At 65.0% G+C, this 22,896-nt stretch carries 22 protein-coding genes; 12 read left to right on the top strand and 10 right to left on the bottom strand.

From position 1 onward, the window contains the following. Positions 1-102 precede the first annotated feature (102 nt). From ACYVKM_RS17500 to ACYVKM_RS17475, 6 genes are all read left to right on the top strand, one after another. On the top strand, positions 103-2,109 hold the full coding sequence (locus tag ACYVKM_RS17500) for an acetyl/propionyl/methylcrotonyl-CoA carboxylase subunit alpha (protein ID WP_460878887.1): 2,007 nt from the start codon (positions 103-105) through the stop codon (positions 2,107-2,109). Between the two features lie 63 nt (positions 2,110-2,172). Next, positions 2,173-3,072, top strand: a complete 900-nt coding sequence (locus tag ACYVKM_RS17495; protein WP_460878886.1) for a hydroxymethylglutaryl-CoA lyase — start codon at positions 2,173-2,175, stop codon at positions 3,070-3,072. Positions 3,073-3,132: 60 nt separating this feature from the next. Further along, positions 3,133-4,452, top strand: coding sequence for a metal-dependent hydrolase family protein (locus tag ACYVKM_RS17490; protein ID WP_460878885.1), 1,320 nt, complete (start codon positions 3,133-3,135; stop codon positions 4,450-4,452). Next, entirely contained in the window at positions 4,449-4,949 is a 501-nt protein-coding gene (locus ACYVKM_RS17485) for a GNAT family N-acetyltransferase (RefSeq protein WP_460878884.1), read from the top strand. Before ACYVKM_RS17490 ends, ACYVKM_RS17485 begins: the two co-directional genes overlap by 4 nt. Positions 4,950-4,958: 9 nt before the next feature. Next, complete coding sequence (locus ACYVKM_RS17480; RefSeq protein ID WP_460878883.1) at positions 4,959-5,576, top strand: YdeI/OmpD-associated family protein; 618 nt, start codon at positions 4,959-4,961, stop codon at positions 5,574-5,576. A gap of 13 nt (positions 5,577-5,589) precedes the next feature. After that, positions 5,590-6,159 carry a GNAT family N-acetyltransferase gene (locus ACYVKM_RS17475; protein WP_460878882.1) on the top strand — a complete coding sequence of 190 codons (570 nt, stop codon included), beginning with the start codon at positions 5,590-5,592 and terminating at the stop codon, positions 6,157-6,159. Between the two features lie 70 nt (positions 6,160-6,229). Here the strand turns inward: ACYVKM_RS17475 and ACYVKM_RS17470 are convergent, their stop codons facing one another. Both ACYVKM_RS17470 and ACYVKM_RS17465 read right to left on the bottom strand, forming a co-directional pair. Then, positions 6,230-6,655 carry an RcnB family protein gene (locus ACYVKM_RS17470; RefSeq protein ID WP_460878881.1) on the bottom strand — a complete coding sequence of 142 codons (426 nt, stop codon included), beginning with the start codon at positions 6,653-6,655 and terminating at the stop codon, positions 6,230-6,232. 347 nt (positions 6,656-7,002) lie between these two features. After that, positions 7,003-7,362 (bottom strand): RcnB family protein, encoded by a 360-nt coding sequence (locus tag ACYVKM_RS17465; RefSeq protein ID WP_460878880.1) that lies wholly within the window; start codon positions 7,360-7,362, stop codon positions 7,003-7,005. Positions 7,363-7,615: 253 nt separating this feature from the next. On the opposite strand from ACYVKM_RS17465, the gene ACYVKM_RS17460 reads away from it, so the two are divergent. From ACYVKM_RS17460 to kynU, 6 genes are all read left to right on the top strand, one after another. Further along, positions 7,616-8,383, top strand: a complete 768-nt coding sequence (locus ACYVKM_RS17460) for an SDR family NAD(P)-dependent oxidoreductase (RefSeq protein ID WP_460878879.1) — start codon at positions 7,616-7,618, stop codon at positions 8,381-8,383. Positions 8,384-8,504: 121 nt separating this feature from the next. Next, positions 8,505-9,068, top strand: coding sequence for an elongation factor P-like protein EfpL (efpL, locus tag ACYVKM_RS17455; RefSeq protein ID WP_460878878.1), 564 nt, complete (start codon positions 8,505-8,507; stop codon positions 9,066-9,068). Positions 9,069-9,201: 133 nt separating this feature from the next. Next, positions 9,202-11,316 carry an FUSC family protein gene (locus ACYVKM_RS17450; RefSeq protein WP_460878877.1) on the top strand — a complete coding sequence of 705 codons (2,115 nt, stop codon included), beginning with the start codon at positions 9,202-9,204 and terminating at the stop codon, positions 11,314-11,316. Between the two features lie 51 nt (positions 11,317-11,367). Next, entirely contained in the window at positions 11,368-12,402 is a 1,035-nt protein-coding gene (locus ACYVKM_RS17445; RefSeq protein ID WP_460878876.1) for an amidohydrolase family protein, read from the top strand. Next, complete coding sequence (locus ACYVKM_RS17440) at positions 12,399-12,923, top strand: hypothetical protein (protein ID WP_460878875.1); 525 nt, start codon at positions 12,399-12,401, stop codon at positions 12,921-12,923. Before ACYVKM_RS17445 ends, ACYVKM_RS17440 begins: the two co-directional genes overlap by 4 nt. Positions 12,924-13,042: 119 nt before the next feature. Continuing rightward, the gene (gene kynU, locus ACYVKM_RS17435) at positions 13,043-14,320 is read left to right on the top strand and encodes a kynureninase (RefSeq protein WP_460878874.1); all 1,278 of its coding nucleotides are present in this window, start codon (positions 13,043-13,045) and stop codon (positions 14,318-14,320) included. Between the two features lie 66 nt (positions 14,321-14,386). Here kynU and ACYVKM_RS17430 read toward each other — a convergent pair whose 3' ends face one another. From ACYVKM_RS17430 to ACYVKM_RS17395, 8 genes are all read right to left on the bottom strand, one after another. After that, the gene (locus tag ACYVKM_RS17430; protein ID WP_460878873.1) at positions 14,387-14,797 is read right to left on the bottom strand and encodes a hemerythrin domain-containing protein; all 411 of its coding nucleotides are present in this window, start codon (positions 14,795-14,797) and stop codon (positions 14,387-14,389) included. 350 nt (positions 14,798-15,147) lie between these two features. Beyond that, entirely contained in the window at positions 15,148-16,410 is a 1,263-nt protein-coding gene (locus ACYVKM_RS17425; protein ID WP_460878872.1) for a glutamate-5-semialdehyde dehydrogenase, read from the bottom strand. Then, positions 16,407-17,561 (bottom strand): glutamate 5-kinase, encoded by a 1,155-nt coding sequence (gene proB, locus ACYVKM_RS17420; RefSeq protein ID WP_460878871.1) that lies wholly within the window; start codon positions 17,559-17,561, stop codon positions 16,407-16,409. The genes ACYVKM_RS17425 and proB overlap by 4 nt, the downstream gene beginning before the upstream one ends. Continuing rightward, positions 17,558-17,920 carry a cupin domain-containing protein gene (locus tag ACYVKM_RS17415; RefSeq protein ID WP_460878870.1) on the bottom strand — a complete coding sequence of 121 codons (363 nt, stop codon included), beginning with the start codon at positions 17,918-17,920 and terminating at the stop codon, positions 17,558-17,560. The genes proB and ACYVKM_RS17415 overlap by 4 nt, the downstream gene beginning before the upstream one ends. Positions 17,921-17,932: 12 nt before the next feature. Further along, on the bottom strand, positions 17,933-19,228 hold the full coding sequence (locus ACYVKM_RS17410; protein WP_460878869.1) for an argininosuccinate lyase: 1,296 nt from the start codon (positions 19,226-19,228) through the stop codon (positions 17,933-17,935). A 51-nt stretch (positions 19,229-19,279) separates the two neighbouring features. Further along, the gene (proS, locus tag ACYVKM_RS17405) at positions 19,280-20,602 is read right to left on the bottom strand and encodes a proline--tRNA ligase (protein WP_460878868.1); all 1,323 of its coding nucleotides are present in this window, start codon (positions 20,600-20,602) and stop codon (positions 19,280-19,282) included. A 55-nt stretch (positions 20,603-20,657) separates the two neighbouring features. After that, complete coding sequence (argC, locus tag ACYVKM_RS17400) at positions 20,658-21,614, bottom strand: N-acetyl-gamma-glutamyl-phosphate reductase (protein WP_460878867.1); 957 nt, start codon at positions 21,612-21,614, stop codon at positions 20,658-20,660. A gap of 3 nt (positions 21,615-21,617) precedes the next feature. Next, entirely contained in the window at positions 21,618-22,883 is a 1,266-nt protein-coding gene (locus ACYVKM_RS17395) for an acetylglutamate kinase (RefSeq protein ID WP_460878936.1), read from the bottom strand. Positions 22,884-22,896: the final 13 nt, after the last annotated feature.

Below are 22,896 nucleotides of genomic sequence, written 5' to 3'. Positions count from 1 at the left end.
ACCGGAAATGCCGCGTCATGCTGCGCCGCGCATCGGCGGCGGCTCGGCAATCTGCTAATTTGAATGGCTTTGCATCGAAACGAACGGCCTCAAGGATTCCGCATGTTCGAGCGCGTACTGATAGCCAACCGTGGTGAAATCGCCTGCCGCGTGATCCGCACCTGCCGCCGTCTCGGCATCCATACCGTCGCGGTGTACTCGGAGGCGGATCGGGACGCGCAGCATGTGCGCCTGGCCGACGAGGCGTGGCCGATCGGCGGTTCCCGCCCGGCCGATTCCTACCTGCGTGGCGACGTCATTCTTGACGTGGCGAAGAAGGTCGGCGCGCAGGCGATCCATCCCGGCTACGGCTTCCTGTCCGAGAACACCGGCTTCGCCCGTGCCTGCACCGATGCCGGCATCATCTTCATCGGCCCGAGGCCGGAGAGCATCGATGCGATGGGTTCCAAGGCCGCCGCCAAGGCTCTGATGGAACAGCATGCCGTGCCGCTGGTACCGGGCTATCACGGCGAAAACCAGGACGCCGCCTTTCTCGCCGAGCAGGCCGGCAAGACCGGCTTCCCGCTGATGATCAAGGCCGCCTCGGGTGGCGGCGGCAAGGGCATGCGCATCGTGCGCAGCGCTGCCGAATTCGACGACGCACTCGCCTCGGCGCAACGCGAGGCGGCCAGCTCGTTCGGCGACACACGAGTGATCCTGGAGCGCTACGTCGAACATCCACGACATATCGAGTTCCAGGTGTTCGGTGATACCCAGGGCAACGTGATCCACCTCAATGAGCGCGAATGCTCTGCGCAGCGCCGCTACCAGAAGGTGCTGGAGGAAACGCCATCGCCGTTCCTCGACACCGCACGCCGCGCCGCGATGGGTGCGGCCGCCGTCGCTGCCGCCAAGGCGGTGAACTATGTCGGTGCGGGCACGGTGGAATTCATCGTCGCACAAGATCCCGATGGAAAGCCGGGCGAGTTCTTTTTCATGGAGATGAACACGCGGCTGCAGGTCGAGCACCCGGTCACCGAGCTTACGCTGGGACTGGACCTGGTCGAATGGCAGCTGCGCATTGCGGCTGGCCAGCCGTTGCCGTTGCGGCAGGAACAGGTGCGCGCGCACGGCCACGCGATCGAGGTGCGCCTGTACGCGGAGGATCCGGACCAGAACTTCCTGCCCGGCTCCGGCAAGTTGCAGACCCTGCGCCTGCCTGCACCGTCGCAACATGTGCGCCTCGACGGCGGCGTGATCGAAGGCGACACGGTGACGATCTTCTACGACCCGATGATCGCCAAGCTGATCGTGTTCGATACCGACCGCATGCAGGCGCTGCAGCGACTGCGCGAGGCACTGGCCGCGAGCGAGATCGTCGGCCCGAAGTCGAACATCGCGTTTCTCGAACGGCTGGCCCGTCATCCGGCGGTGGTCGAAGGCCGCATCGACACCGGCTACCTGGACGGTCATCTGGAAGAGTTCCTGGTCGGCGATGTCGCGCCATCCGACCAGGTGCTGTTCGCCGCTGCCACGGCCGCCCTGCTCCACGACGAACTCAATGTCGGCACCGCCGCGACTGACCCATACTCGCCATGGGCGCGGGCCGACGCCTGGCGCATCGGCCACGCCGGCAAGCGCATCATCGCGTTGACGTTGCGTGAGCGTCGCTACGACATCGAGGCGCACGGCCACAATGGCGCCTATCGACTGAGCCACGGCGCGGCGACCTGCGAAGTGCTCGGTGCGCGCCTGGGCGACGGCAGTCTGAGCGCCCGCTTCGACGGCGAAGCGTTGCGCGTGCCACTGCGTGCCGATGCAACTCGTGTGCTGCTGCACGATGCGGATGGCCAGCGCCATGGCTTCAGCCGCGCTGCCGCGTTCGCGTGGGAGTCGAAGGATGCCGTCGGCGGCAACCAGATCATTGCGCCGATGCCCGGTCGCATTGTGCTCGTGAAGTCGAAGACCGGTGACATCGTCGAACAGGGCCAGGAGCTGCTGGTGATGGAGGCGATGAAGATGGAACTGGCCTTGAAGGCGCCACGTGCCGGCACCATCGAAAGTATCAATGCCGCGCAGGGCGAATTCGTCGAGGCCGATGTCGTGCTCGTGCGTTTCGCCGACGCCTGACCTTCCTGCCGTCATCCCGGCGCAAGCTGGAATGGCGGCCCAATCCGATCCGCGGAGCCTGTCATGACTTCCAGCAATTACGTCCGCATCGTCGAAGTCGGTGCCCGTGACGGCCTGCAGAATGAGAAGACCCTGCTACCGGCTGACGTGAAAATCGCGCTGATCGATCGTCTCTCCTCGACCGGCCTCACCACGATCGAGGCGACCAGCTTCGTCAGCCCGCAGTGGGTACCGCAGCTGGCTGATGCGGCCGAGGTCTTCACCGGCATCCGCAAGGTACCCGGTGTGAGCTATCCCGTACTGGTGCCGAACGAGCAGGGTTACTTGCGTGCACGTGAGGTCGGCGTACGTGAGGTCGCGGTCTTCACGGCAGCGTCGGAGGCTTTCAGCCAGAAGAACGCCAACGCCTCGATCGACGAGTCGATCGCACGCTTCGTCTCGGTGATCGAACACGCACAGGCCGACGAGGTGAAGGTACGCGGCTATGTCTCCACCGTGCTCGGCTGCCCGTATCAGGGTGAGGTGCCGATAAAGGATGTCGTACGCGTCGCACGCCGGCTGTATGAACTGGGCTGTTACGAAATCTCGCTGGGCGACACCATCGGCGTCGGCACGCCGGCGAAGGCGCGCGCGATGCTGCATGCCGTGGCGCAGGAAGTGCCCATGTCCGCGCTGGCCGTGCATTTCCACGACACCTACGGTCAGGCGCTGGCAAACATTCTCGCCTGCCTGGAAGAAGGTGTGCGCGTGGTCGACAGCTCGGTCTCCGGTACCGGCGGCTGCCCGTATGCGAAGGGCGCCACCGGCAACGTCGCCAGCGAGGATGTCGCATATATGTTGCATGGCATGGGCATGACCACCGGCATCGACCTCGACCTGCTGGTCGCTACCGGCGCATGGCTGGCCGCGCAGTTGCACAAGGACACCGCCAGCCGCGTCACCCGTGCCCGCACCGCGGTCTGACGACTCGCGGAAAGCCACGCGGCATCGCTATCATCGGGCCTCGACCGAAGGGGCCCCATGATGCGGAGAAACCTGGTGATCAGATGGTGGAACACGGTGGCGCTGCTGCTCCTGCTGTGCGCCCTGCCCGCTTTCGCTGCAGCACCCAAAGGTGACTGGCTGCTGCTCCCCGATCGCGTGTGGACCGGCGATGGCGATGCGGCGCACGCCGGCTGGGCCGTGCTGGTACACGACGGTGCGATCGCCGCGGTCGGTCCGGCCGCATCGATCGCTGCGCCGCCCGGTACGAGACACGTCGAGTTGCCGGGAGCCACGCTCACACCCGGCCTGATCGATCTCCATTCGCACCTGTTCCTGCATCCGTACAACGAGACGCTGTGGAACGACCAGGTGCTGACCGAGCCGCAGGATTACCGCACGCTGGAGGCCGCCGCACATGCGAAGGCCACCCTGCTCGCCGGCTTCACCACCTTGCGCGACCTGGGCACCGAGGGCGCCGGTTACGCCGATGTGTCGGTGAAACGTGCCATCGAGGAAGGATTGATTCCGGGGCCGCGGCTTTTCGTGGCGACCCGCGCGATCGTCGCCACTGCCAGCTACGGCCCCGGTCCGCGTGGCTTCCGCCCGGACATCGAACTGCCCGGCGGTGCGCAGGAGGTCAGCGGCGTCGATGCGGCGATGGCCGCGGTGCGCGAGCAGGCCGGCCGTGGAGCAGACTGGATCAAGTTGTACGCGGACTATCGCGTCGGTCCGGATGGCGCCAGTGCGCCGACGTTCACACCGGCGGAACTGAAGGCGATCGTTGACACGGCACACCTGTCCGGCCGACCGGTTGCCGCGCATGCTGCCACCGATGCCGGCGTGCGCATGGCGGTGGAAGCCGGCGTGGACAGCATCGAACACGGCTATGGCGCCAGCGAAGCCACGTTCAAACTGCTGAAGCAGCACGGCACGGCATACGAACCGACACTTACCGCGGTCGAATCCACCGCCGAATATTTCGAGCATTACGTGCCGGGCAAGAGCGAACCGACGCTGCGCATGCGCGATGCCGAGCGCGCGTTCCGTACCGCGCTGAAGCTTGGCGTGACGATCGGCAACGGCAGCGACGTTGGCGTGTTCGCCCATGGCGAGAACTGGCGCGAGCCCGCCGCGATGGTTGCCGATGGCATGACACCGGCACAGGCGCTGCATGCCGCCACGAATGTCGCGGCCGGCATCCTGCGCCAGTCGCAGCACTTCGGCCGTATCGCACCCGGTCTGTATGCCGATCTCGCCGCGTTCCAGGGCGACCCCAGCACGCATATCGACGCCTTGCAGCACCCGGTCTTCGTGATGAAGAGTGGCGTCCCTTACCGCAGCCCTGCAGCCAATCCATGAACTCCACCTTGAATTCAAGCTTCCTGATCCGCCCGATCGAACCCGGCGACAACCCCTCGATGGCCACCATCATCCGCCGCGTGATGCCAGAATTCGGCGCCGACGGGCCCGGCTTCGCGATCCACGATGCGGAAGTGGATGGCATGTACGAAGCCTATGCGCATCCACGTTGCGCCTACTTCGTGGTCGAACGCGATGGCGTGGTGATCGGTGGCGGCGGTGTCGCGCCACTGGAGAATGCCGAGCCGGACGTATGCGAATTGCGCAAGATGTATTTCCTGCCCGAGGCCCGCGGCATCGGCGCCGGTGCGGCGATGATGCAGCGCTGCCTCGATGCGGCACGCGCGCGAGGCTTTCGTCGCTGTTATCTGGAAACACTGACTGGCATGGATGCGGCGCAAGCCCTGTACAAGCGCAGCGGTTTCATGCCGCTATGCGCACCGATGGGTGGCACCGGTCATTTCAGTTGCGACCGGTTCTTCATTCTCGAACTGTGAGCATTCGTCATGACCCAGCATGATCCACGCGTCGATGCGTACATCGCCAAGGTCCCGCCTTTCGCCCAGTCGATCCTGGGACATTTGCGCGCTGTCGTGCATGCGGCCTGCCCCGAGGCCAACGAAGACATCAAGTGGCGCATGCCGTTCTTTGTCTACAAGGGCCAGCCGCTGTGTTTCATGGGTGCCTTCAAGCAGCATTGCGGCTTCGGTTTCTGGCATGGCGGCAAAGTGATCGCCGACCACACGGACGATGGCCGGACGGACAAGGGCATGGGCCAGTTCGGCAAACTCACCTCCATCAAGGATCTGCCGAGCAAGCGCGAGCTCACCACCCATATCAAAAAGGCGATGGCGTTGAATGACGCCGGAGTGAAATTGACACGCCCCAAAGCCGCGCCCAAACCGGCGCCGACCCTGCCGGATGATCTCGCCTCCCTGCTCGCACAGAAAAAACATGCCGCAGCACGCAAGACCTACGAAGGGTTCAGCCCCAGCGCGCAACGCGAGTACGTCGACTGGATCAGCGAGGCCAAGACCGACACCACCCGGAAGAAACGCATCGCCACCACACTGGAATGGCTGGCCGAAGGCAAGCCGCGTAACTGGAAATACCTGACATGCTGAAGGCACCGACCCGATGATCCGCATCGCCCGCGATGAAGACGCCGCCGCCGTCCATGCGATCTACGCACCCTCGGTCACCGACGGTGTAGCCACGTTCGAAACCGAACTACCCGGTATCGATGCGATGCGCGAACGCATCCGAAGCCGCCTGCAACACTATCCGTGGCTGGTCTGGGAGGAAGCCGGCGACGTGCTGGCGTATGCCTATGCCGGACGCTTCCGCGAACGGGCCGCGTATGACTGGATCGCCGAAACCTCGATCTACGTACATGCCGACGCACACCGTCGTGGAATTGCCCGACGACTCTACAGCACGTTGCTGGATGTGATGCGCATGCAGGGCATCAACCAAGCTGTCGGCGTGATCACCCTGCCCGGCACGGTCAGCGTGGCGATGCACGAAGCGATGGGTTTCACCGCCGCTGGCGTGTGGCGCCAGTGCGGCTACAAGCTGGGGCGATGGTGGGACGTGGGTGTCTGGCAGAAGGAGCTTCAGGCCTCGCTGAATCCACCACCGGCAGTGACGTCATTCGCCCGGCTGGCAGGACCGCATCTGCAGTCACTGCTGGATCGCACAGCCTAGCAACCGGACCGTGCGACCGGCAGTCGATCCGACCGGTCGCAGCCGGACCGGATCGACCGCGTTCCCCGCATCAATGGGACAACAGGATGTCCACAATGGCGCCCGTGGCAACCGCCACCAGCAGGAACTGGCCATCGTCGCCACGTACGTAGTGATAGCCATACGGTGGCTGGCGCAGGTGATACACACGCCAGTCGTCGACCACATAGCGACGGTCGCGATACTCGGCCGGTACATAGCCACCCTTCTTGTACCAACCCTCATGCCGGCCACGGTCGTGGCTCACATAATAGCCACGATGGTCGTCATAGCCGCGATGATCATCGTGCCCCCGGTCGTGGCCATGATCCCCGCGGTCATCGTGCTTGTCATGATGGTCATGCCAATCCTGGTTGTCCTGCTGGCCCTGGTCGCCGCGTTGCGGGGCGGGGGCCGCAACCGCAGCCAGTCCGATCACCATCAGTCCACCGGCAAGTAAGGTCAGATGCTTTTTCATTCATTTCTCCCTGTATCGTTAAAGAGGCGCTGGCTGTACCGGACACCTTGACGGCTGCCGCGATCAAAGCCTGACTTCCCATTACTGAACGCAGCCAATCGAACCATCTGCCAGGCTGAACGCTGCCTCAAGGCGCTTGCACAGGCACGCGGCAGCCGATGCATTGGCTCGGCAAATATGCCTGCTTTCCAGGGCAAGGCATATACGCCCATGCCACGGGTGCAATACCTCATCGCGCCCTGCGTTTGCCAACCTTGTTCGGGATCAGGTCTGCCTACGCACGACAGGCCCATCTCTCGATGGGCCTGTCGCTTACGTTCGCCACATTGTCAGATGCAGGTGACGGATCAATGGTGCGCAGCAATGATGCCGGCAATGACACCGGTCGTGATGGCGACGAGAATGAAATCGCCGTTGTCACTGCGCACATAGTGGTAGCCACGCGGCGGTGCCCGCAGATGCTCGCTCTGCCAGTTGCTCACCACATAGGAACCGCCACGGTACTCGGCAGGCATGTGACCGCCTTTCTTGTACCAGCCCTCGCTGTGCCCGCGCTCGTACATGCTGCGATGATTCTGGTCCTGATGACCCTGATCCTGATGACCTTGGTCCCGATGATCCTGACCTTGAGGCTGGGCCATCACCACGGCCGAGGTGGACATCAACAACGCACTGCAGATCAGCCATGTACCCCATTGCTTCTTCATAAACGTGCTCCGTTTTGTGATGGTTCAAGAACCCGGGAGGCTTGCCACTGCAAGCTCCCGGGACTGCCTGACACGGTCGCCCGGGCAGAACCCGGGTCGAGGCATCGCTGCCCTGCCGGCAACATCGCCGCTTAGCCCCCAACACCGCGTGAATATTTCCGTGAATGGCCTTCACGTTTGGCTATCGCCAGCTTCGTGGACGCCATGCCTCTCGGTTACCATGGTTGTTTCAGGCATCAGAAGGGCAACCCGCATGCAGCTCAATCAGGTCAAGGCCATCATCACCGGCGGCGCCTCCGGCCTCGGCCATGCCGTGGCACAACATCTCGTCGCGCATGGCGGCCAGGTGGCGCTGTTCGACGTCAATGAGGACAAGGGGCAGGCCGCTGCGAAGGAACTGGGTGACGCCGCCCGCTTCTTCCGCACCGACGTCACTTCCGAGGATGGTGTGGTCGCGAACGTGGCCGCCGCACGGGACGCCATGGGCGGATTGAACGTGGTGATGAACTGCGCCGGCATCCTCGGTGCCGGCCGGGTGCTGGGCAAGGAAGGGGCGATGCCGCTGAACACCTTCGCCACCACCGTGATGGTGAACCTGGTCGGCAGCTTCAACGTGGCCAAGGCCGGCGCGGCACTGATGCAGGGCAACGAGGCCGGTGAGGATGGCGAGCGCGGCGTGATCATCAACACCGCCAGCGTCGCCGCCTACGAAGGGCAGATCGGCCAGGCCGCCTACTCCGCCTCGAAGGGTGGCGTGGTCGGCATGACCCTGCCGATGGCACGCGAGCTGGCACGCTTCGGCATCCGCGTGGCGACGATCGCGCCGGGCATCTTCTGGACGCCGATGGTCGACGGCATGCCGGAAGCCGTGCAGCAGTCGTTGAGCGCCTCGATCCCGTTCCCGTCGCGCCTGGGCAAGCCGGACGAGTTCGCGTCCACCGTCGCCTTCATTCTCGGCAACCGCTACATCAACGGCGAGACGATCCGTCTCGATGGCGCCGTTCGGCTGCAACCCAAGTAAGCGAGGAGTGAGTGGAGAGGAGTGAGAGAAAGCTCACCTCATCCCCTCTCCACCACATCCCGCTGATCTTCTCTCACTCCTCACTCCTCACTCCTCACTCCTCTGAACTCACTTCTGACTTATGAAAGCTTCCGACGTCAAGAAAGGCAACGTGGTCGAACACGACGGCACCGTCTACCAGGTGCGCGACATCGAGCGCAGCTCGCCGAGCGCGCGGGGTGGCAACGTCACCTTCCGCTTCACCCTGTATTCGATCCCCGGCGGGCGCAAGTTCGACCTCAGCCTGCGCGCCGACGACGAGTTGCGCGAAATGGACCTGGTCCGTCGTGCAGCGAACTTCTCGTACATGGACGACGGCGCGTTCGTGTTCATGGATGCCGAGGATTACACCCAGTACCTGCTCTCGTCCGAACTGGTCGGCGACAACGCCGGCTACATCGTCGAAGGCATCGAGGGCTATTACGTGCAGGTGATCGACGAAGCTCCGGTCGGCCTGCAGGTGCCGAGCAGCGTGATCCTGACCGTGGTCGACACCGCGCCGGAAATGAAAGGCTCCAGCGCCACCAAACGCACCAAACCGGCCAAGCTCGACACCGGCATCGAGATCCAGGTGCCCGAGTACATCAGCAATGACGAGAAGGTGTGGGTCAACACGCTCACCGGCGAGTTCGCCGGCCGCGCCTGAGCGCAGGAGTGACAAACGGGGAGGAGTGAGCAACGGGTGGGAAGCGAGGCCGGTCTCCTCTCGTTTTCCACTCCACTCCACTTAACTTCTGCAGCCTTTGCCATACTCGCTCCTCCCACTCATTTCTCGCCCCATGTCCTCCAGCGGTTATTCGCTACGCGCCCATGCGATCGAAAGCCTGACCGCGATCAAGCGGCCGGACGTGCCGTGGCAGGTGGTATTGCGCAATACCGCGGCGGTGATCCTGCCGCTGGGTATCGGGCTGGCCACGGGGTACACGGAGGTCGGCCTGGCCATCGGCGCCGGCGCGCTGGATACGATGTTTTCCGACCAGCCGGGGCCGTATCGCCAGCGCATGCGCCAGCTGCTGCTGGCCTCGCTGGCGGCCGGTGTAGCTTCGCTGTGCGGCTTTCTGATCGGCGGTCAGCTGCTGCCGATCCTGCTCGCCACCGCTGCATGCGGTTTCTTCGGCGGCCTGCTGGTGGTGTTCGGCACCGATACCGCTCGGGTCGGCATGACCAGCATGATCCTGCTGGTGATCACGGCGTCGACGCCGACCTCGCTGGTCGGTGCGCTGAGCGGTGCCGTGCTGATCTTCAGCGGCGGTCTGCTGCTAACGCTGTTCTCGCTGGCGGCGTGGCCGTGGCAGCGTTATCTGCCGGAGCGTCATGCACTGGCCCTGGTCTATGCCGGCCTGGCCGCACTGGCCAGACAGCAGGCGCATGACGATGCCGAGGTACCGGCACTGACCGAGGCGATGACCACCCTGCAGCAGACCCTGCTCGGCCGGCACCGCGCCCATGGCCGCGCGATGGAGGCATTCGGTGTACTGCTGGAGCTGGCCGAGCGCATCCGGCTGGAACTCACCGCGATGGCCGAACTGCATGCCACTCCGTCCATCCACGCGATGTTCCGTGACGATGCTGCCCGAGTACTGGCGGCGATCGCCGATGCGCTGGAACAGGCTGAACCACCCGAGCAGGCCGCACGCGCGCTGCAGACCCTGCAAGCCAGCGAACGCGCCTTGCTCGACGTCCGCGACAGCCGCGACAGCCTGACCACGCACATCCATGCACTCTCCGGCCAGCTGGCGGCGGCAGTACGCAACGCCGACTGGGCCGGCAGCCGCGGCGAACTGCGCGCCAGCGCGGCGGAAACGCAGCTCCCCCAGGCGCTGCGCAGCAGTTCCGCTTGGGCCACGCTGCGCGCCAGCCTCACGCCGCGGTCGGTAGCGTTCCGGCATGCCTTGCGCATGGCGGTCTGCCTCAGCGCCGCATTGTGGATTTCACGGCTGCTGCAGCTGCCGCACGGCTACTGGCTGCCGATGACGGCAGCGATCGTGCTGCGGCCGGATTTTGCTGCCACCTTCAATTTCGGCCTGCTGCGCGTACTCGGTACGGTGCTCGGACTCGTGCTCACCACGGCGCTGCTGCACATCACGCCCAGCGAACCATGGGCACATCTGGCGCTGATGGCGGCGCTGTGCATGGCGTTCCGCTATCTGGCCACGGCGCACTATGGCATCGCGGTGGCCGCCCTGACCGGCACCGTGGTGATCCTGCTTTCGTTCGAAGGCGTCAACTCCGGTCTGGCCGTGATGGACCGGGTGATCAACACCGCACTTGGCTGCGGCATGGCCCTGCTCGCCTATGTGGCATGGCCGACCTGGGAACGCGGCCGTGCGCGTGCCGCCTTGGCCGTGATGCTGGATGCCTATGCCAGCTACCTGCGCGCGCTGGCACGGCCCGACCAGCGCCATGCCCAGCATGAGACACGCAGTGCGGCACGCACTGCACGCACCAATGCGCAGGCCTCGATCGACCGCATGCGCACCGAGCCGGCCACGCCGCCTGAACTGCTCGCGTTGGCCCGCGCACTGTTCGCCAACGGCAACCGGCTGGCACGCACCGCGATGACCCTGGAAGCGATGATCGACGACCTCGCCGCGTTGCCTGCAAGAGCCGAGATCGGCCACTTCATCGAGCAGTCCGCCGACACCGTGCAGACCATCGCCACAGCACTGCGCGAACAGCGCAGCATGGATGTCCTGCCGGACCTGCGTGCCCGGCAACGCACCCTGATGACCCTGCTGCAGGGCGTCGATGACCACGCTACCGCGGAGTTGCTGACACGACTCAGCGACCGCCTGGTCGACAACGTCGACACACTGGCATACGTGGTGAACCGTGCCCGCCAGGAACCCGCCGCGGGCATCACCGTTTCGCAGGGCAGCCACGGGCAGCCCTGACAGCCAGGCATCTGACGCGACGCCGGCACGCAGAGGTTTTACACTGCGCGGATGCTCAAGATCGATACCCACGCGCACATCCTGCCCCGTGACTGGCCGAATCTGGCGGCCAAGTACGGCGACGACCGCTTTCCGGTGATGACCCACACCGACGGGCGACACCGCATCTACAAAGACAGCCGGTTCTTCCGCGAGGTATGGGATTCGGCGTTCGATCCGCAGACCCGCATCGACGACTACGCCCGCTTCGGCGTCGACGTGCAGGTGATCTCGACCGTGCCTGTGCTGTTCTCGTACTGGGCGCCAGGCCACCAGGCGCTGGAGCTGCACCGCCATCTGAACAACCACATGGCCGGCATCTGCCGCGACTATCCACGCCACTACGCCGGCATCGGCACGGTGCCGTTGCAGGCACCGGATCTGGCGATCCGCGAGCTGGAGCGCTGCATCGACGAGCTCGGCCTGCAAGGCGTGCAGATCGGCTCGCATTGCGGCGACTGGAACCTGGATGCGCCGGAACTGTTCCCGTTCTTCGAGGCTGCCGCCGACCTCGGCGCCGCGGTGCTGGTGCATCCGTGGGACATGATGGGCATGGCCAGCATGCCGAAGTACTGGATGCCATGGCTGGTCGGCATGCCGGCCGAGCAATCGCGCGCCGCGTGCTGCCTCGCCTTTGGCGGCGTGCTGGAGCGACTGCCGAAACTGCGCGTGATGCTGGCGCACGGCGGCGGCAGTTTCCCCTCGTCGATCGGCCGCATCGAGCATGGTTTCAAGATGCGCCCGGACCTGGTCGCCACCGACAATCCGCGCAACCCGCGCGAATACCTCCAGCGTTTCTATTTCGACTCCTGCGTGCACGACGATCTGGCGTTGCGCTATCTGCTGGATGTGACGGGCGCCCGGCAGGTGATGCTCGGCACCGACTATCCTTTCCCATTGGGCGAGCAGGAACCCGGCAGCGGCATCGAGGCGCTGGGCCTGGACGAAGCCGACCGCGCCCGGCTGTTTCACGGTACCGCACTGGAATGGCTGGGCCTGCCCCGGCACCGCTTCGCCCCCGACCCTACCTCGCTGGAGTCAGCATGAGTTTTCTGCGCAGTACCGCGATCCTCGCCATCGCCCTGGCCACCACCTTGCTGCTGGCTGGTCGCGTCCACGCCACCGATGTCAGCATGGCCGACGGCAGCGTCAGCTTCAGCACGCCGGACAGCTGGCTGGACATCATGGAAACCCAGGGCGATCCGGAAACCCGCGTGTTCCAGGTGCCCGATCCCTCGCCTACCGGCAAAACCAGCCTCGCCCGCATCACGGTGACGGTGGCCCAGGCCGGCGATGTCAACAGCTTCAACCAGTTCAGGAGCGATGCCACCGCGAAAGCCATGGCACTGCCCGGCTACAAGATTTCCGCCGTGCCCCCGCAGCCGAACAGCAACCTCTACAGCGCGCAGGAAAACGGTGCCCAGTTCAGCTACGTCGAGCACTACTGGTTCAAGAACGGCCATGCGATCCAGCTGCGCTGCGTGCGTCCCGCGCACAGCCTGGCCGGCGCCGGCTGGGAGGCCGGATTCGACAAGGGCTGTGACACGATCGCCGCACGCCTGAAGTAAGCAAGCCCAGCCACCTTCTGCGGGAGCGGCTTCAGCCGCGATGCCTTGGCTTTCGCAAAGTGGATGGAAGAGTATTGCGGCTGAAGCTGCTCCCACAAAAAAACCGATCAGGAAGCACCATGCCCGACTACCAGGCCACCGCCGACTGGGCTCGCACCCAGGATGCCGCCGACCCGCTGCGTGCGTTCCGCGACGAGTTCCTGATCCCGCCACACGAAGGGCATGACAGTGTCTATTTTTGCGGCAACTCGCTCGGTCTGCAGCCGCGCGCGGTGCGCGAGGCGGTCAACGCGGAACTCGACTACTGGGGCGAGCTGGGTGTGGAAGGCCACTTCAAGGGCCGCCTGCCGTGGATGGACTACCACGAGTTCGTGCGTGACGACCTCGCCACCGTGGTCGGCGCACGGCCGTCCGAAGTGGTGGCGATGAACACCCTGGGCGTGAACCTGCACCTGATGATGGTGAGCTTCTATCGCCCGACGAAAGAGCGCCACGCCATCCTGATTGAAGCCGGTGCCTTTCCCACCGACCGTTACGCGGTGGAATCGCAGATCCGCTTCCACGGCTTCGACCCCGCCACGTCACTGATCGAGCTGACAGGCGATGAGCCCAACGGCGGCATCTCCATGGCCGCGGTCGAGCGCACGCTGGCCGAACACGGTTCGCGCATCGCACTCGTGATGCTGCCCGGCGTGCAATACCGCACCGGCCAGGCGTTCGACCTCAAGGCAATCACCACGCTGGGACATCAGCACGGTTGCACGGTGGGCTTCGACCTCGCCCACGCCGTCGGCAACCTGCCGCTGCAATTGCACGACAGCAACGCCGATTTCGCGATCTGGTGCAGCTACAAATACCTCAACAGCGGCCCCGGCGCGGTCGGTGGTGCCTTCGTGCACGAGCGCCACGCGCAGGCCGTGCTGCCGCGCTTCGCCGGCTGGTGGGGCCACGACAAGACCACCCGCTTCCAGATGGGCCCCGAGTTCGTCCCCACCGCTGGCGCCGATGGCTGGCAGCTGTCCAATCCGCCGATCCTCGCACTGGCGCCGTTGCGCGCGTCGCTGGAAATCTTCCGCCGCGCCGGCATGGCCCGTCTGCGCGAGAAGTCGCTGCAGCTCACCGGCTATCTGGAATGGCTGGTACATGCACAACTGGCCGATGTGCTCGACGTGGTAACCCCGGCCGATCCGCAGCGCCGCGGCGCGCAGCTGTCGATCCGGGTGATCGGCGGCCGCGAACGTGGCCGCTCATTGTTCGAGTACCTGATGGGACACGGCATCATCGGCGACTGGCGTGAACCCGACGTCATCCGCATCTCGCCCGCGCCGCTGTACAACCGCTTTGCCGACTGCCTGGCGTTTGCCGAAGCGGTCCGCCATTGGCACGATATCCGATGAGCACATGATCCAGGGCTGGCGCAAGAGTCTTCAGGTTCTTTTTGCCGGCCCTGTCTGCACGCTAGCTCAGATATCTTTCGCCAGCGGATAAAGCTCCCTGTTTTCACGCTGTACCCGCTCATGCAACGCCCTGAAGACGGCGTTGGCGTCATCCTTGAAGCCTTGTGGATCGGCAGCAATTTTCCCGGCGAGATTCCATCGCGTTGCAAATGCAGCGTAAGCCGCCGCCAGGCCACCCATCTCCGCCTGAAACTGCTTGCCTGTCTGCGCAACGAGCGGGTCGACCGCACTCGCCAGCGCCGGATAAAGCACCCGATCCTCCGCAGCAAGGTGCAGCTTGATCACCGAGCTCATCGAGAAGAGCTGCTTGAGTATCGCCTCCGCATGCTCATGCACGCCAGACTGCACGAGCTCACGCAACGTCGCTACCGCCGTGAGCAGATCCACATGCTCACGCTTGAACTTGTCGATATTCACACCCAGTCTTCCTTGCTGCCGGGGTTTTCCCCCATCGGGTTTATCGGCAGGAAAGCCATGCACTTGAAGTCAGGCCGCGACTTCGGCGGTGATCACCCCGGTCTTGCGCAGGCGCTTCAGCTTCGCTGCATGGCAGCCGCGGGCAGGTCGATCCTGGTTTTCGCACGATCCGCCGGAAGTTCGCCGTAACATCCATGCGGCAAGTACGGGGAACATCGTGACGACTATTGGTCTGTTGGCCTATGTTGTGGATTCATCGGCCAATCCATCCAGCGGGTAGCGCTGAAATCACGCATATGGACTTTGACGAAGGCTGCATGCGGATGCAGTAACTGCACCGTGCAGGCCGCTCATACCCGGCTTGACGGACGCCTTATCTGCCCTTCTCCACGCACCACGAAACGCTCCACGGTGAGCGACTCGGCACCCATCGGGCCATAGGCATGCAGGCGCGTGGTGGAAATGCCGATCTCGGCACCGAGGCCCAGTTCGCCGCCATCGCTGAAGCGCGAAGAGGCGTTGACCATGACGACAGCCGAACGGATCGCCTGCACGAAACGCCGCGCCATGGTCTCGTCGCGGGTGGCGATCACTTCGGTGTGATCGGAACCGTAGCGGTGGATATGCGCGGTCGCGTCATCGAGATCGTCAACCACGCGTACAGCGAGAATCAGATCCAGGAATTCGGCTGCATAGTCGTCGTCGCTGGCAACCTGCATGTCCGGCGCAACCGCGCGGCTGCGCTCGTCGCCGCGCAACTCCACGCCGCGTTCGTGCAAGGCTGTGGCCGCTCGTGGCAGAAACACCTCGGCGACATCACGATGCACCAGCAGGGTTTCCAGTGCGTTGCATACACCGGGACGCGAGGTCTTGCCGTCGATCAGCAGGTTCAGCGCCAGATCGAGGTCAGCGGCGCGATCCACATACAGATGACAGACGCCTTTGTAGTGCTTGATCACCGGTACGCGCGCGTGCTCGGCGACGAATCGGATCAGGCCTTCGCCACCACGCGGGATGGCGAGATCGACGATGTCGGTGAGCTGGAGCAGCTCGATCATCGTCTCGCGGCGCAGGTCTTCGATCAGGGTCAGCGCGGCCGCCGGTATGCCATGGGATTCCAGCACTCCACACAAGGCCTTGGCGATGGCGCTGTTGGAATGCAGTGCCTCCGAGCCACCACGCAGGATCACGCCGTTGCCGGCCATCAGACACAGTGCTGCGGCGTCGGCAGTCACGTTGGGGCGCGCCTCGTAGATCATCGCCACCACGCCAAGCGGAATGCGCACGCGCTCGATGGACAGGCCGTTCGGCCGTGTCTCGCGACGCGTCACCACGCCGACCGGATCAGGCAAGTCAGCCACTTCGCGCAGTGCATTGGCGATGGCGGCGACACGCGGAGCGTCCAATCGCAGGCGATCAAGCATGGCGCCCTGCACGCCTTTTTCCTCCGCCAGCTGCATGTCGCGCGCGTTCGCGGCCAATACATCACCAGACCGCGCCTCCAGTGCAGCGGCCATGTCGCGCAGCAAGGCACGCTTGGCTTCGCTGCCGAGCGCGGCAATGACCGGCGCGGCATCACGGCAAGCCAGGGCAAGCTGGCGAATCCCGCTCATGCGTCCGTCTCCACATCACTTACGATGGCAAGATCATCGCGATGGACCACCTCGGCCCCATAGCTGTAACCGAGCACGCTTTCGATCTCGCGACTGTGCCGCCCGATCAACCGGCGCACCTCGGCAGCACCGTACTGGCTGAGGCCGCGGGCGATCGGACGTCCGGCAGCATCGACAATCTCCACCAGATCACCGCGATGGAATTCGCCATCCGCACCGAGCACCCCGCCCGGCAGCAGCGAGACACGGCCACCGGCCAGCGCCTGCCCGGCGCCTGCATCGATGCGGATATGCCCCGGCGCAGCAGGTGCATGCCGCAACCAGTATTTGCGCGCCTGCATGCGGCTGCTCGCGGCGGCGATCAGGGTGCCGCGCAAGCGATCGTGCCGCAACGCCTGCACGGTCGCCGCGTCACGGCCGCTGAACAGCAGGGTGGAAATACCGGCCGCGGCGGCCTTTGCGGCCGCTTCCAGCTTGGTGCGCATGCCACCGGTGCCCACCGTACTGCCGCTGCCACCGGCCATCGCCATGATCTGCGGTGTCAGCGCAGCGACATGGCCGATCGGTGTTGCGGCGGGATCACACCGTGGATCGGCGCTGTACAGTGCATCGACATCGGAGGCGATCAACAGCAGGTCGGCATCGACCAGCGCGGCGACAATCGCGGCGAGGTTGTCGTTGTCGCCGAGCTTCAGCTCGTCCACCGCCACCGTGTCGTTCTCGTTCACCACCGGCAGCACATCCAGCGTCAGCAGCTCACGCAGGGTGGCGCGGGCATTGAGATAGCGGCGGCGATTGCGCAGGTCGTCGTGGGTCAGCAGCACCTGCGCCACCGGCCGCGCCGACAGCGATTGCCATAGCGCGATCATCGGCGCCTGGCCCAAGGCGGCCAGCGCCTGCTTCGCGACCAGTGCGTCGCCGGCGGACTGACGCTCGCGCAGCAACGCACGACCCGCCGCCACGGCGCCGGAGGACACCAGCACCACCTGGCGGCCATCGGCGTGACTGGCAGCGATGAACGCGGCCAGCGCCTCGGCGTAACGCGGCGTAAGCCCACCACCGTCGGCGGCGAGCAGGTTGCTTCCCACCTTCAGCACGGCGCGGCGCCAGCGTGGCAGCACCTGTTCGGAAAGCCCGGCGGGGAGGCTCATGTGGTCTCCTCCGTCAGCGGAGCCGGCGTGCGATCACCGTGACTCTTCGGCGCGGAGATCACCAGGAAACGCACGTCGCTCAGGCTCTCGTTGTGCATCTGATGTGCCGCGCCAGGTGGCACATGCAGGCCATCGCCGCGCTGCAGCCGATGCCGCGTGCCGTCCAGCTCCAGCATGGCCTCGCCCTGCAGCACGTAGAAGAACTGGCGCGACCGCGCATGCCGATGACGCTGCTCTACCGTGCCAGGCGGCATACGCTCCTCGATCACGCTCAAGTCATCGCCGGCGAGCAGATGCCAGCCATCGCAGCTCTCGCCCCAGCGGTAGTGTTCGGCGTTCCCCGTGCTGATCGCGGCCATGCCGTCTCCCGTCTAGCCTTCCAGTTGATCAAGCCGCTTCTGCAGCAGATCCAGTCGCAAATCATGGCCTGCACCCGGCGACACGCGTGCCGCGAGGCTGCCCTCGGGCGTACGCCCCTGCCCGGCCGCACTGGCTGCCTCCGCCGCCGCGCGATAGGCATCGCGAAACGGCACGCCGGCGGCGGCCTGCTCGATGGCCACGTCGGTGGCGTACATCGCCGGCTCGATCGATGCCCGCATCGACGCCTCGTTCCACTGCATGCGTGCCAGCAGGTCAGGCACCAGTTCCAGCGCAGCAAGACCATGGCGGCATCCGTGGAACAGCGAGCCCTTGGAGAACTGCAGGTCGCGCTGGTAGCCGGACGGCAGCGACAGCAGCTGCTCGATCTCGGTGCGCGCAGCGGCGACGCTGGCGTAACTGGCGCGCAGCAGTTCCACCACGTCGGGGTTGCGCTTGTTCGGCATGATCGAGCTGCCGGTGGTGTACTCCGCCGGCAGCTTCACGAAATCGAACTCGGCCGTAGTGAACAGCGACAGGTCCCACGCCAGCCGGCGCAGGTCGAGCAGTGCGCTGGCGATCGCCTCGAGCACCGCCATCTCGAACTTGCCGCGCGACAGCTGCGCGTAGATCGGACTGACCTGCATGCGCGCAAAGCCCAGCGCCTGGGTGGTATGTTCGCGATCGAGCTTCAGGTTCACGCCGTAACCGGCGGCGGTGCCGAGCGGGTTCGCATCGATCCAGCCGGCGGTTTGCCTTGCACGCCAGGCGTTGTCGATGAACCCTTCGGCAAAACCGGCAAACCACATCGCCGTGGACGACACCACCGCGCGCTGCAGATGGGTATAGCCCGGCAACGGCAGCGCAGGTTGTGCCGCACGCTCGAGGCAGACTTTCGCGATGTCGCGGCAGTGCACTTCAAGCGCGGCGAGCTTGTCCTTCAGCCACAGCCGGGTGGCGACCAGGATCTGGTCGTTGCGGCTGCGCCCGGTGTGCACCCGGCGCCCGGCATCGCCGAGTCGCTCGGTGAGCCGGGCCTCGATCGCCGAATGGCCGTCTTCGTAACGCTCGTCCAGCACAAAGGCACCGGACCGGAAATCGCCAGCCAGCGCATCCAGCTCGCGCTTGAGCGCGACGGCCTCATCGGTGCTTACCACGCCGATGTTGGCCAGCCCTTCCACATGCGCCTTGCTGGCCGTGATGTCGTGCAGGAAAAACTCGCGATCCAGCAACACGTCGTCGCCGGCGAGAAACTGCATGATGCGCGCGTCGATCTTGATGTTCGATTTCTGCCAGAGTGGTTGCGTCATGATCGTCTTCTTGAGGGTCGTCTTTCCGGGATTGCTTCAAGCGGGAATGCTTCAGGCCGATGCCAGCCTGTCCAGAACGGCATCGATGGGTAACAGCTCGCGTGCACCGGTCGCGCGACGCTTCAGCTCCACCTTCCCGTCCTTCAGGCCACGGGGACCGACGATCACCTGCCACGGCAGGCCGATCAGGTCCATGTTCTTGAACTTGCCGCCGGCGCGTTCACCGGTATCGTCGTAAAGCACATCGAGGCCGGCGGCACCGAGTTGCGCATGCAGTGTCTCGCATGCGGCATCGCTCGTGGCGTCACCGACCTGCAGATTGATCAGGCCGACCTGAAATGGCGCCACCGCATCGGGCCAGACGATGCCATGTTCGTCGTGGCTGGCCTCGATGATGGCTCCGACCAGGCGCGACACCCCCACGCCGTAGCAGCCACCGTGGATCGGCCGCTCCACGCCATCTCCGCCGGTGATCCGCGCCTTCATCGGCTCGGCATATTTGGTGCCGAAATAGAAAATCTGCCCCACCTCGATGCCGCGCGTACGCACACGCCGTTCGTCCGGCACCTCGCGTTCGAAACGCGCCGCGTCGTGCACATCCCCGGTCGCCGCGTAGGGCGTGGTCCAGGGCTGGATCAACGCATCGAGATCGCCGCTGTAGTCCACGTCGTCCCCTGGCGTCGGCAGCGTCAGCAGATCGCGGTCGCAATACACCGCCGACTCACCCGTCTCGGCCAATACCAGGAACTCATGCGACAGGTCGCCACCGATCGGCCCGGTCTCGGCACGCATCGGAATCGCGGTAATGCCCATGCGGGCGAACATGCGCAGATATGTGACGAACATGCGCTGGTAAGCACGCCGCGCGCCGGCCTCATCCAGGTCGAAGGAATAGCCGTCCTTCATCAGGAACTCGCGACCGCGCAGCACACCGAAACGCGGGCGCTGCTCGTCGCGAAACTTCCACTGCACCTGATAGAGGGTCATCGGCAGGTCACGGTACGAACGCACATGGGTGCGGAAGATGTCGGTGACCATCTCCTCGTTGGTCGGTCCATACAGCAGCTCACGCTCATGCCGGTCGCGCAGGCGCAGCATCTCCGTCCCGTACGCATCGTAGCGGCCGCTCTCGCGCCACAGCTCGGCCAGCTGCAGGGTCGGCATCAGCAGTTCCAGCGCGCCGGCACGATCCATCTCCTCGCGCACGATGCCCTCGATCTTGCGCAGCACGCGCAGCCCCATCGGCAGCCAGGCGTAGATGCCGGCGGCTTCCTGCTGGATCAGCCCGGCCCGCAGCATCAGGCGATGCGAGGCGATCTGCGCCTCAGCGGGATTTTCCCTGAGGGTGGGAAGCAGGTAGCGGGACAGATGCATGGCGAAGGTTCCTGACGAGTGAGTGGGCAGACCGGTGGCGACGCGCACAGGCGCATCACGGTCGCGGAATGCCCGCCATCTCGTCACAACCGATCGCGCGGTTGATGTTCTGCATCGCCTGCGTCGCCGCGCCCTTCAGCAGGTTGTCCAGCGTCGCCACGATCACCACGCGTTTGCCATCGGCCGACAAGGCGAAACCGCCGATCTCGGCGTGGTGCTGGTGCGCGATACGGCTCACCCAGGGCGCCTCGTCCAGCACGGCCACCAGTTTTTCATGATCGTAGGCCGCATGAAAACGGGCCAGCACGTCCTCGCGCTTCAACGGCCGCGACAGATACAGGTTGGTGGTGACGGTGAGTCCACGGAAATGCGGCGCCACGTGCGGCATGAACTCCACCGGTACGCCGAGACGGAACGACGCCTCCTTCTCGTGCATGTGGCCGGTAAGCGCGTACGGCATCAGGTTGTCGCGCAGCTTGTCCGGATCGTTCTTGTCCGACGGCGTGGTGCCCGCACCGGAATAGCCGGAGACGCCGAAGCACACCGGCGGTGCGGCCAGCAGATCCTTCAGCGGTGCGATCGAAAGCTGCATCGCGGTGGCGTAGCAGCCCGGATTGCTGATCCGCCTCTCACCGCGCCACTTGTCGCGGGTCAGCTCCGGCAAGCCGTAATACCAGGCCGGATCGAAACGATAATCGGCAGACAGGTCGACGATCATCGGATCGATGCCGGCTTCGTCAAACGCCGCCACGCAGGCAGCAGCCTTGCCATTGGGCAAGGCAAGAATCACCACGTCGGCACCCAGCCTTGGCAGGTCTTCATGTGCCGGTGCGCTGTAACGCAGTTCGCCGTGGTACTCCGGCACGTGTGCGTCCACCCGCTGCCCGTCCAGCTCGCGCGAAGAGACGAAGGCCAGCTCCAGCGCCGGATGCGCCGCGATCAGGCGGATCAGTTCTGCGCCGGTATGCCCGCGCGCGCCGACGATGCCGATGCTTTTCCTGTTCGTGCTCATGACTCAATCCGTCAGTGTCGGCTGCCGCTGTGCGCAATGCGCGACGCAGCGGGCAATCGTGTCGAAATCGTGGATGCCGTACCAGAACACCTTCCAATTCGGCTGCTTGAGGCAACCATCCGATTCGGCATAGTAGAAAGGGTTGACCGGGTTGCCGTGGCGCGAGCGCCAGAACAGCTGCGGGTTTTCCTCACGCATCACTTGCCACACGGCACGTCCGAGACCCTCGCCCTGTGCGTCGTCGAGTACGGCGAACTTGTCCAGATACGGCAAGCCGCCTTCTTCGGTGAGGATCATCGCGGTGCGGTAGTTCTCGCTCACGTAGACGCGCAGTGGCCGCGTGCGTTCGAAATAATCCGGCACCAGGATGCGACCGAAGCTCGATTCGATCAGCGTGCGCATCCGTGCCTGGTCGATACCTTCCCATGAGTCGAAGGTCAGCACCCGCTCGCCTTGCCGCACCAGCGTGCCCGAACCCTTGTGGGTGAACAGCTCCTTGGCCAGTTCGGACGGCCGGGTGATCGACACCGACGAGGTCAGCGGCAGGCCGGACAACAGGTCGGCAATCTGCTCCAGCTTCAGGCGCATGCCACCATTGATCCACGGCTGCTCCATCAGGTGCTCGTACTCGGTGGACAGGTTGATCGAATCGATCAGCCTGCCTTCGCCATCGAGCAGACCACCGGTGCCGGTGAGGAACACGATCTTGTACGGCTGCAGCACGCGCACCAGTTCGTTGGCGGCGAAGTCGGCATTGATGTTGAGGATCTGTCCTTCGTCGGTCTCGCCGAGGCTGGCGATCACCGGGATGGAACCCGCACGCAGACTGGCCTCGATCGGCGCCAGATTGATGCTTTCCACCTTGCCGACCTGGCCGTAGGTATCGCGATCGAGATAGCTGGCCATGAACACACCTGTCGCTACCGAGGTGGCGCGCGTGTCCATCGACTGCAACGCCTCGACCAGCTTCAGGTTCTGCTGCTGGAACACGCGCCGCACGATGCCGAGCGCCTTGGGCGACGTGACGCGCAAACCGCCTACGGTGTGCTTCTCGATACCAGCTGCGGACAGTTCCTCATCCAGCTGTGGACCTGCGCCATGCAGCACGATCGGAGTGAGCCCGACCTGCTGCAGGAAGGTCAGCGACGAGGCGAGATCGGCCAGTTCGTCGCGCAGCACGGCCCCACCCACCTTCACCACCGCGAAGCGCTTGGCATCGAGTTCGGAGAAGCGCTTGAGATACTGCTGGATCTCCTTCGCGCTACCCATGCTCGAGAGCAGG

The sequence above is a fragment of the Rhodanobacter koreensis genome (genome assembly GCF_054782855.1).
The sequence above is the reverse complement of the archived record's forward strand: the minus strand, read 5'-3'. Positions and strand labels throughout refer to the sequence as shown.

Coding starts and splice junctions, on each gene's coding strand:
- proB (WP_460878871.1), bottom strand. CDS start 17,561: ATGAGCCTCCCCGCCGGGCTTTCCGAACAGGTGCTGCCACGCTGGCGC.
- ACYVKM_RS17425 (WP_460878872.1), bottom strand. CDS start 16,410: ATGAGCGGGATTCGCCAGCTTGCCCTGGCTTGCCGTGATGCCGCGCCG.
- argC (WP_460878867.1), bottom strand. CDS start 21,614: ATGAGCACGAACAGGAAAAGCATCGGCATCGTCGGCGCGCGCGGGCAT.
- ACYVKM_RS17470 (WP_460878881.1), bottom strand. CDS start 6,655: ATGAAAAAGCATCTGACCTTACTTGCCGGTGGACTGATGGTGATCGGA.
- ACYVKM_RS17495 (WP_460878886.1), top strand. CDS start 2,173: ATGACTTCCAGCAATTACGTCCGCATCGTCGAAGTCGGTGCCCGTGAC.
- proS (WP_460878868.1), bottom strand. CDS start 20,602: ATGCATCTGTCCCGCTACCTGCTTCCCACCCTCAGGGAAAATCCCGCT.
- ACYVKM_RS17395 (WP_460878936.1), bottom strand. CDS start 22,883: ATGGGTAGCGCGAAGGAGATCCAGCAGTATCTCAAGCGCTTCTCCGAA.
- ACYVKM_RS17485 (WP_460878884.1), top strand. CDS start 4,449: ATGAACTCCACCTTGAATTCAAGCTTCCTGATCCGCCCGATCGAACCC.
- ACYVKM_RS17475 (WP_460878882.1), top strand. CDS start 5,590: ATGATCCGCATCGCCCGCGATGAAGACGCCGCCGCCGTCCATGCGATC.
- ACYVKM_RS17410 (WP_460878869.1), bottom strand. CDS start 19,228: ATGACGCAACCACTCTGGCAGAAATCGAACATCAAGATCGACGCGCGC.
- ACYVKM_RS17450 (WP_460878877.1), top strand. CDS start 9,202: ATGTCCTCCAGCGGTTATTCGCTACGCGCCCATGCGATCGAAAGCCTG.
- ACYVKM_RS17415 (WP_460878870.1), bottom strand. CDS start 17,920: ATGGCCGCGATCAGCACGGGGAACGCCGAACACTACCGCTGGGGCGAG.
- kynU (WP_460878874.1), top strand. CDS start 13,043: ATGCCCGACTACCAGGCCACCGCCGACTGGGCTCGCACCCAGGATGCC.
- ACYVKM_RS17500 (WP_460878887.1), top strand. CDS start 103: ATGTTCGAGCGCGTACTGATAGCCAACCGTGGTGAAATCGCCTGCCGC.
- ACYVKM_RS17465 (WP_460878880.1), bottom strand. CDS start 7,362: ATGAAGAAGCAATGGGGTACATGGCTGATCTGCAGTGCGTTGTTGATG.
- ACYVKM_RS17460 (WP_460878879.1), top strand. CDS start 7,616: ATGCAGCTCAATCAGGTCAAGGCCATCATCACCGGCGGCGCCTCCGGC.
- ACYVKM_RS17440 (WP_460878875.1), top strand. CDS start 12,399: ATGAGTTTTCTGCGCAGTACCGCGATCCTCGCCATCGCCCTGGCCACC.
- ACYVKM_RS17480 (WP_460878883.1), top strand. CDS start 4,959: ATGACCCAGCATGATCCACGCGTCGATGCGTACATCGCCAAGGTCCCG.
- efpL (WP_460878878.1), top strand. CDS start 8,505: ATGAAAGCTTCCGACGTCAAGAAAGGCAACGTGGTCGAACACGACGGC.
- ACYVKM_RS17490 (WP_460878885.1), top strand. CDS start 3,133: ATGCGGAGAAACCTGGTGATCAGATGGTGGAACACGGTGGCGCTGCTG.
- ACYVKM_RS17445 (WP_460878876.1), top strand. CDS start 11,368: ATGCTCAAGATCGATACCCACGCGCACATCCTGCCCCGTGACTGGCCG.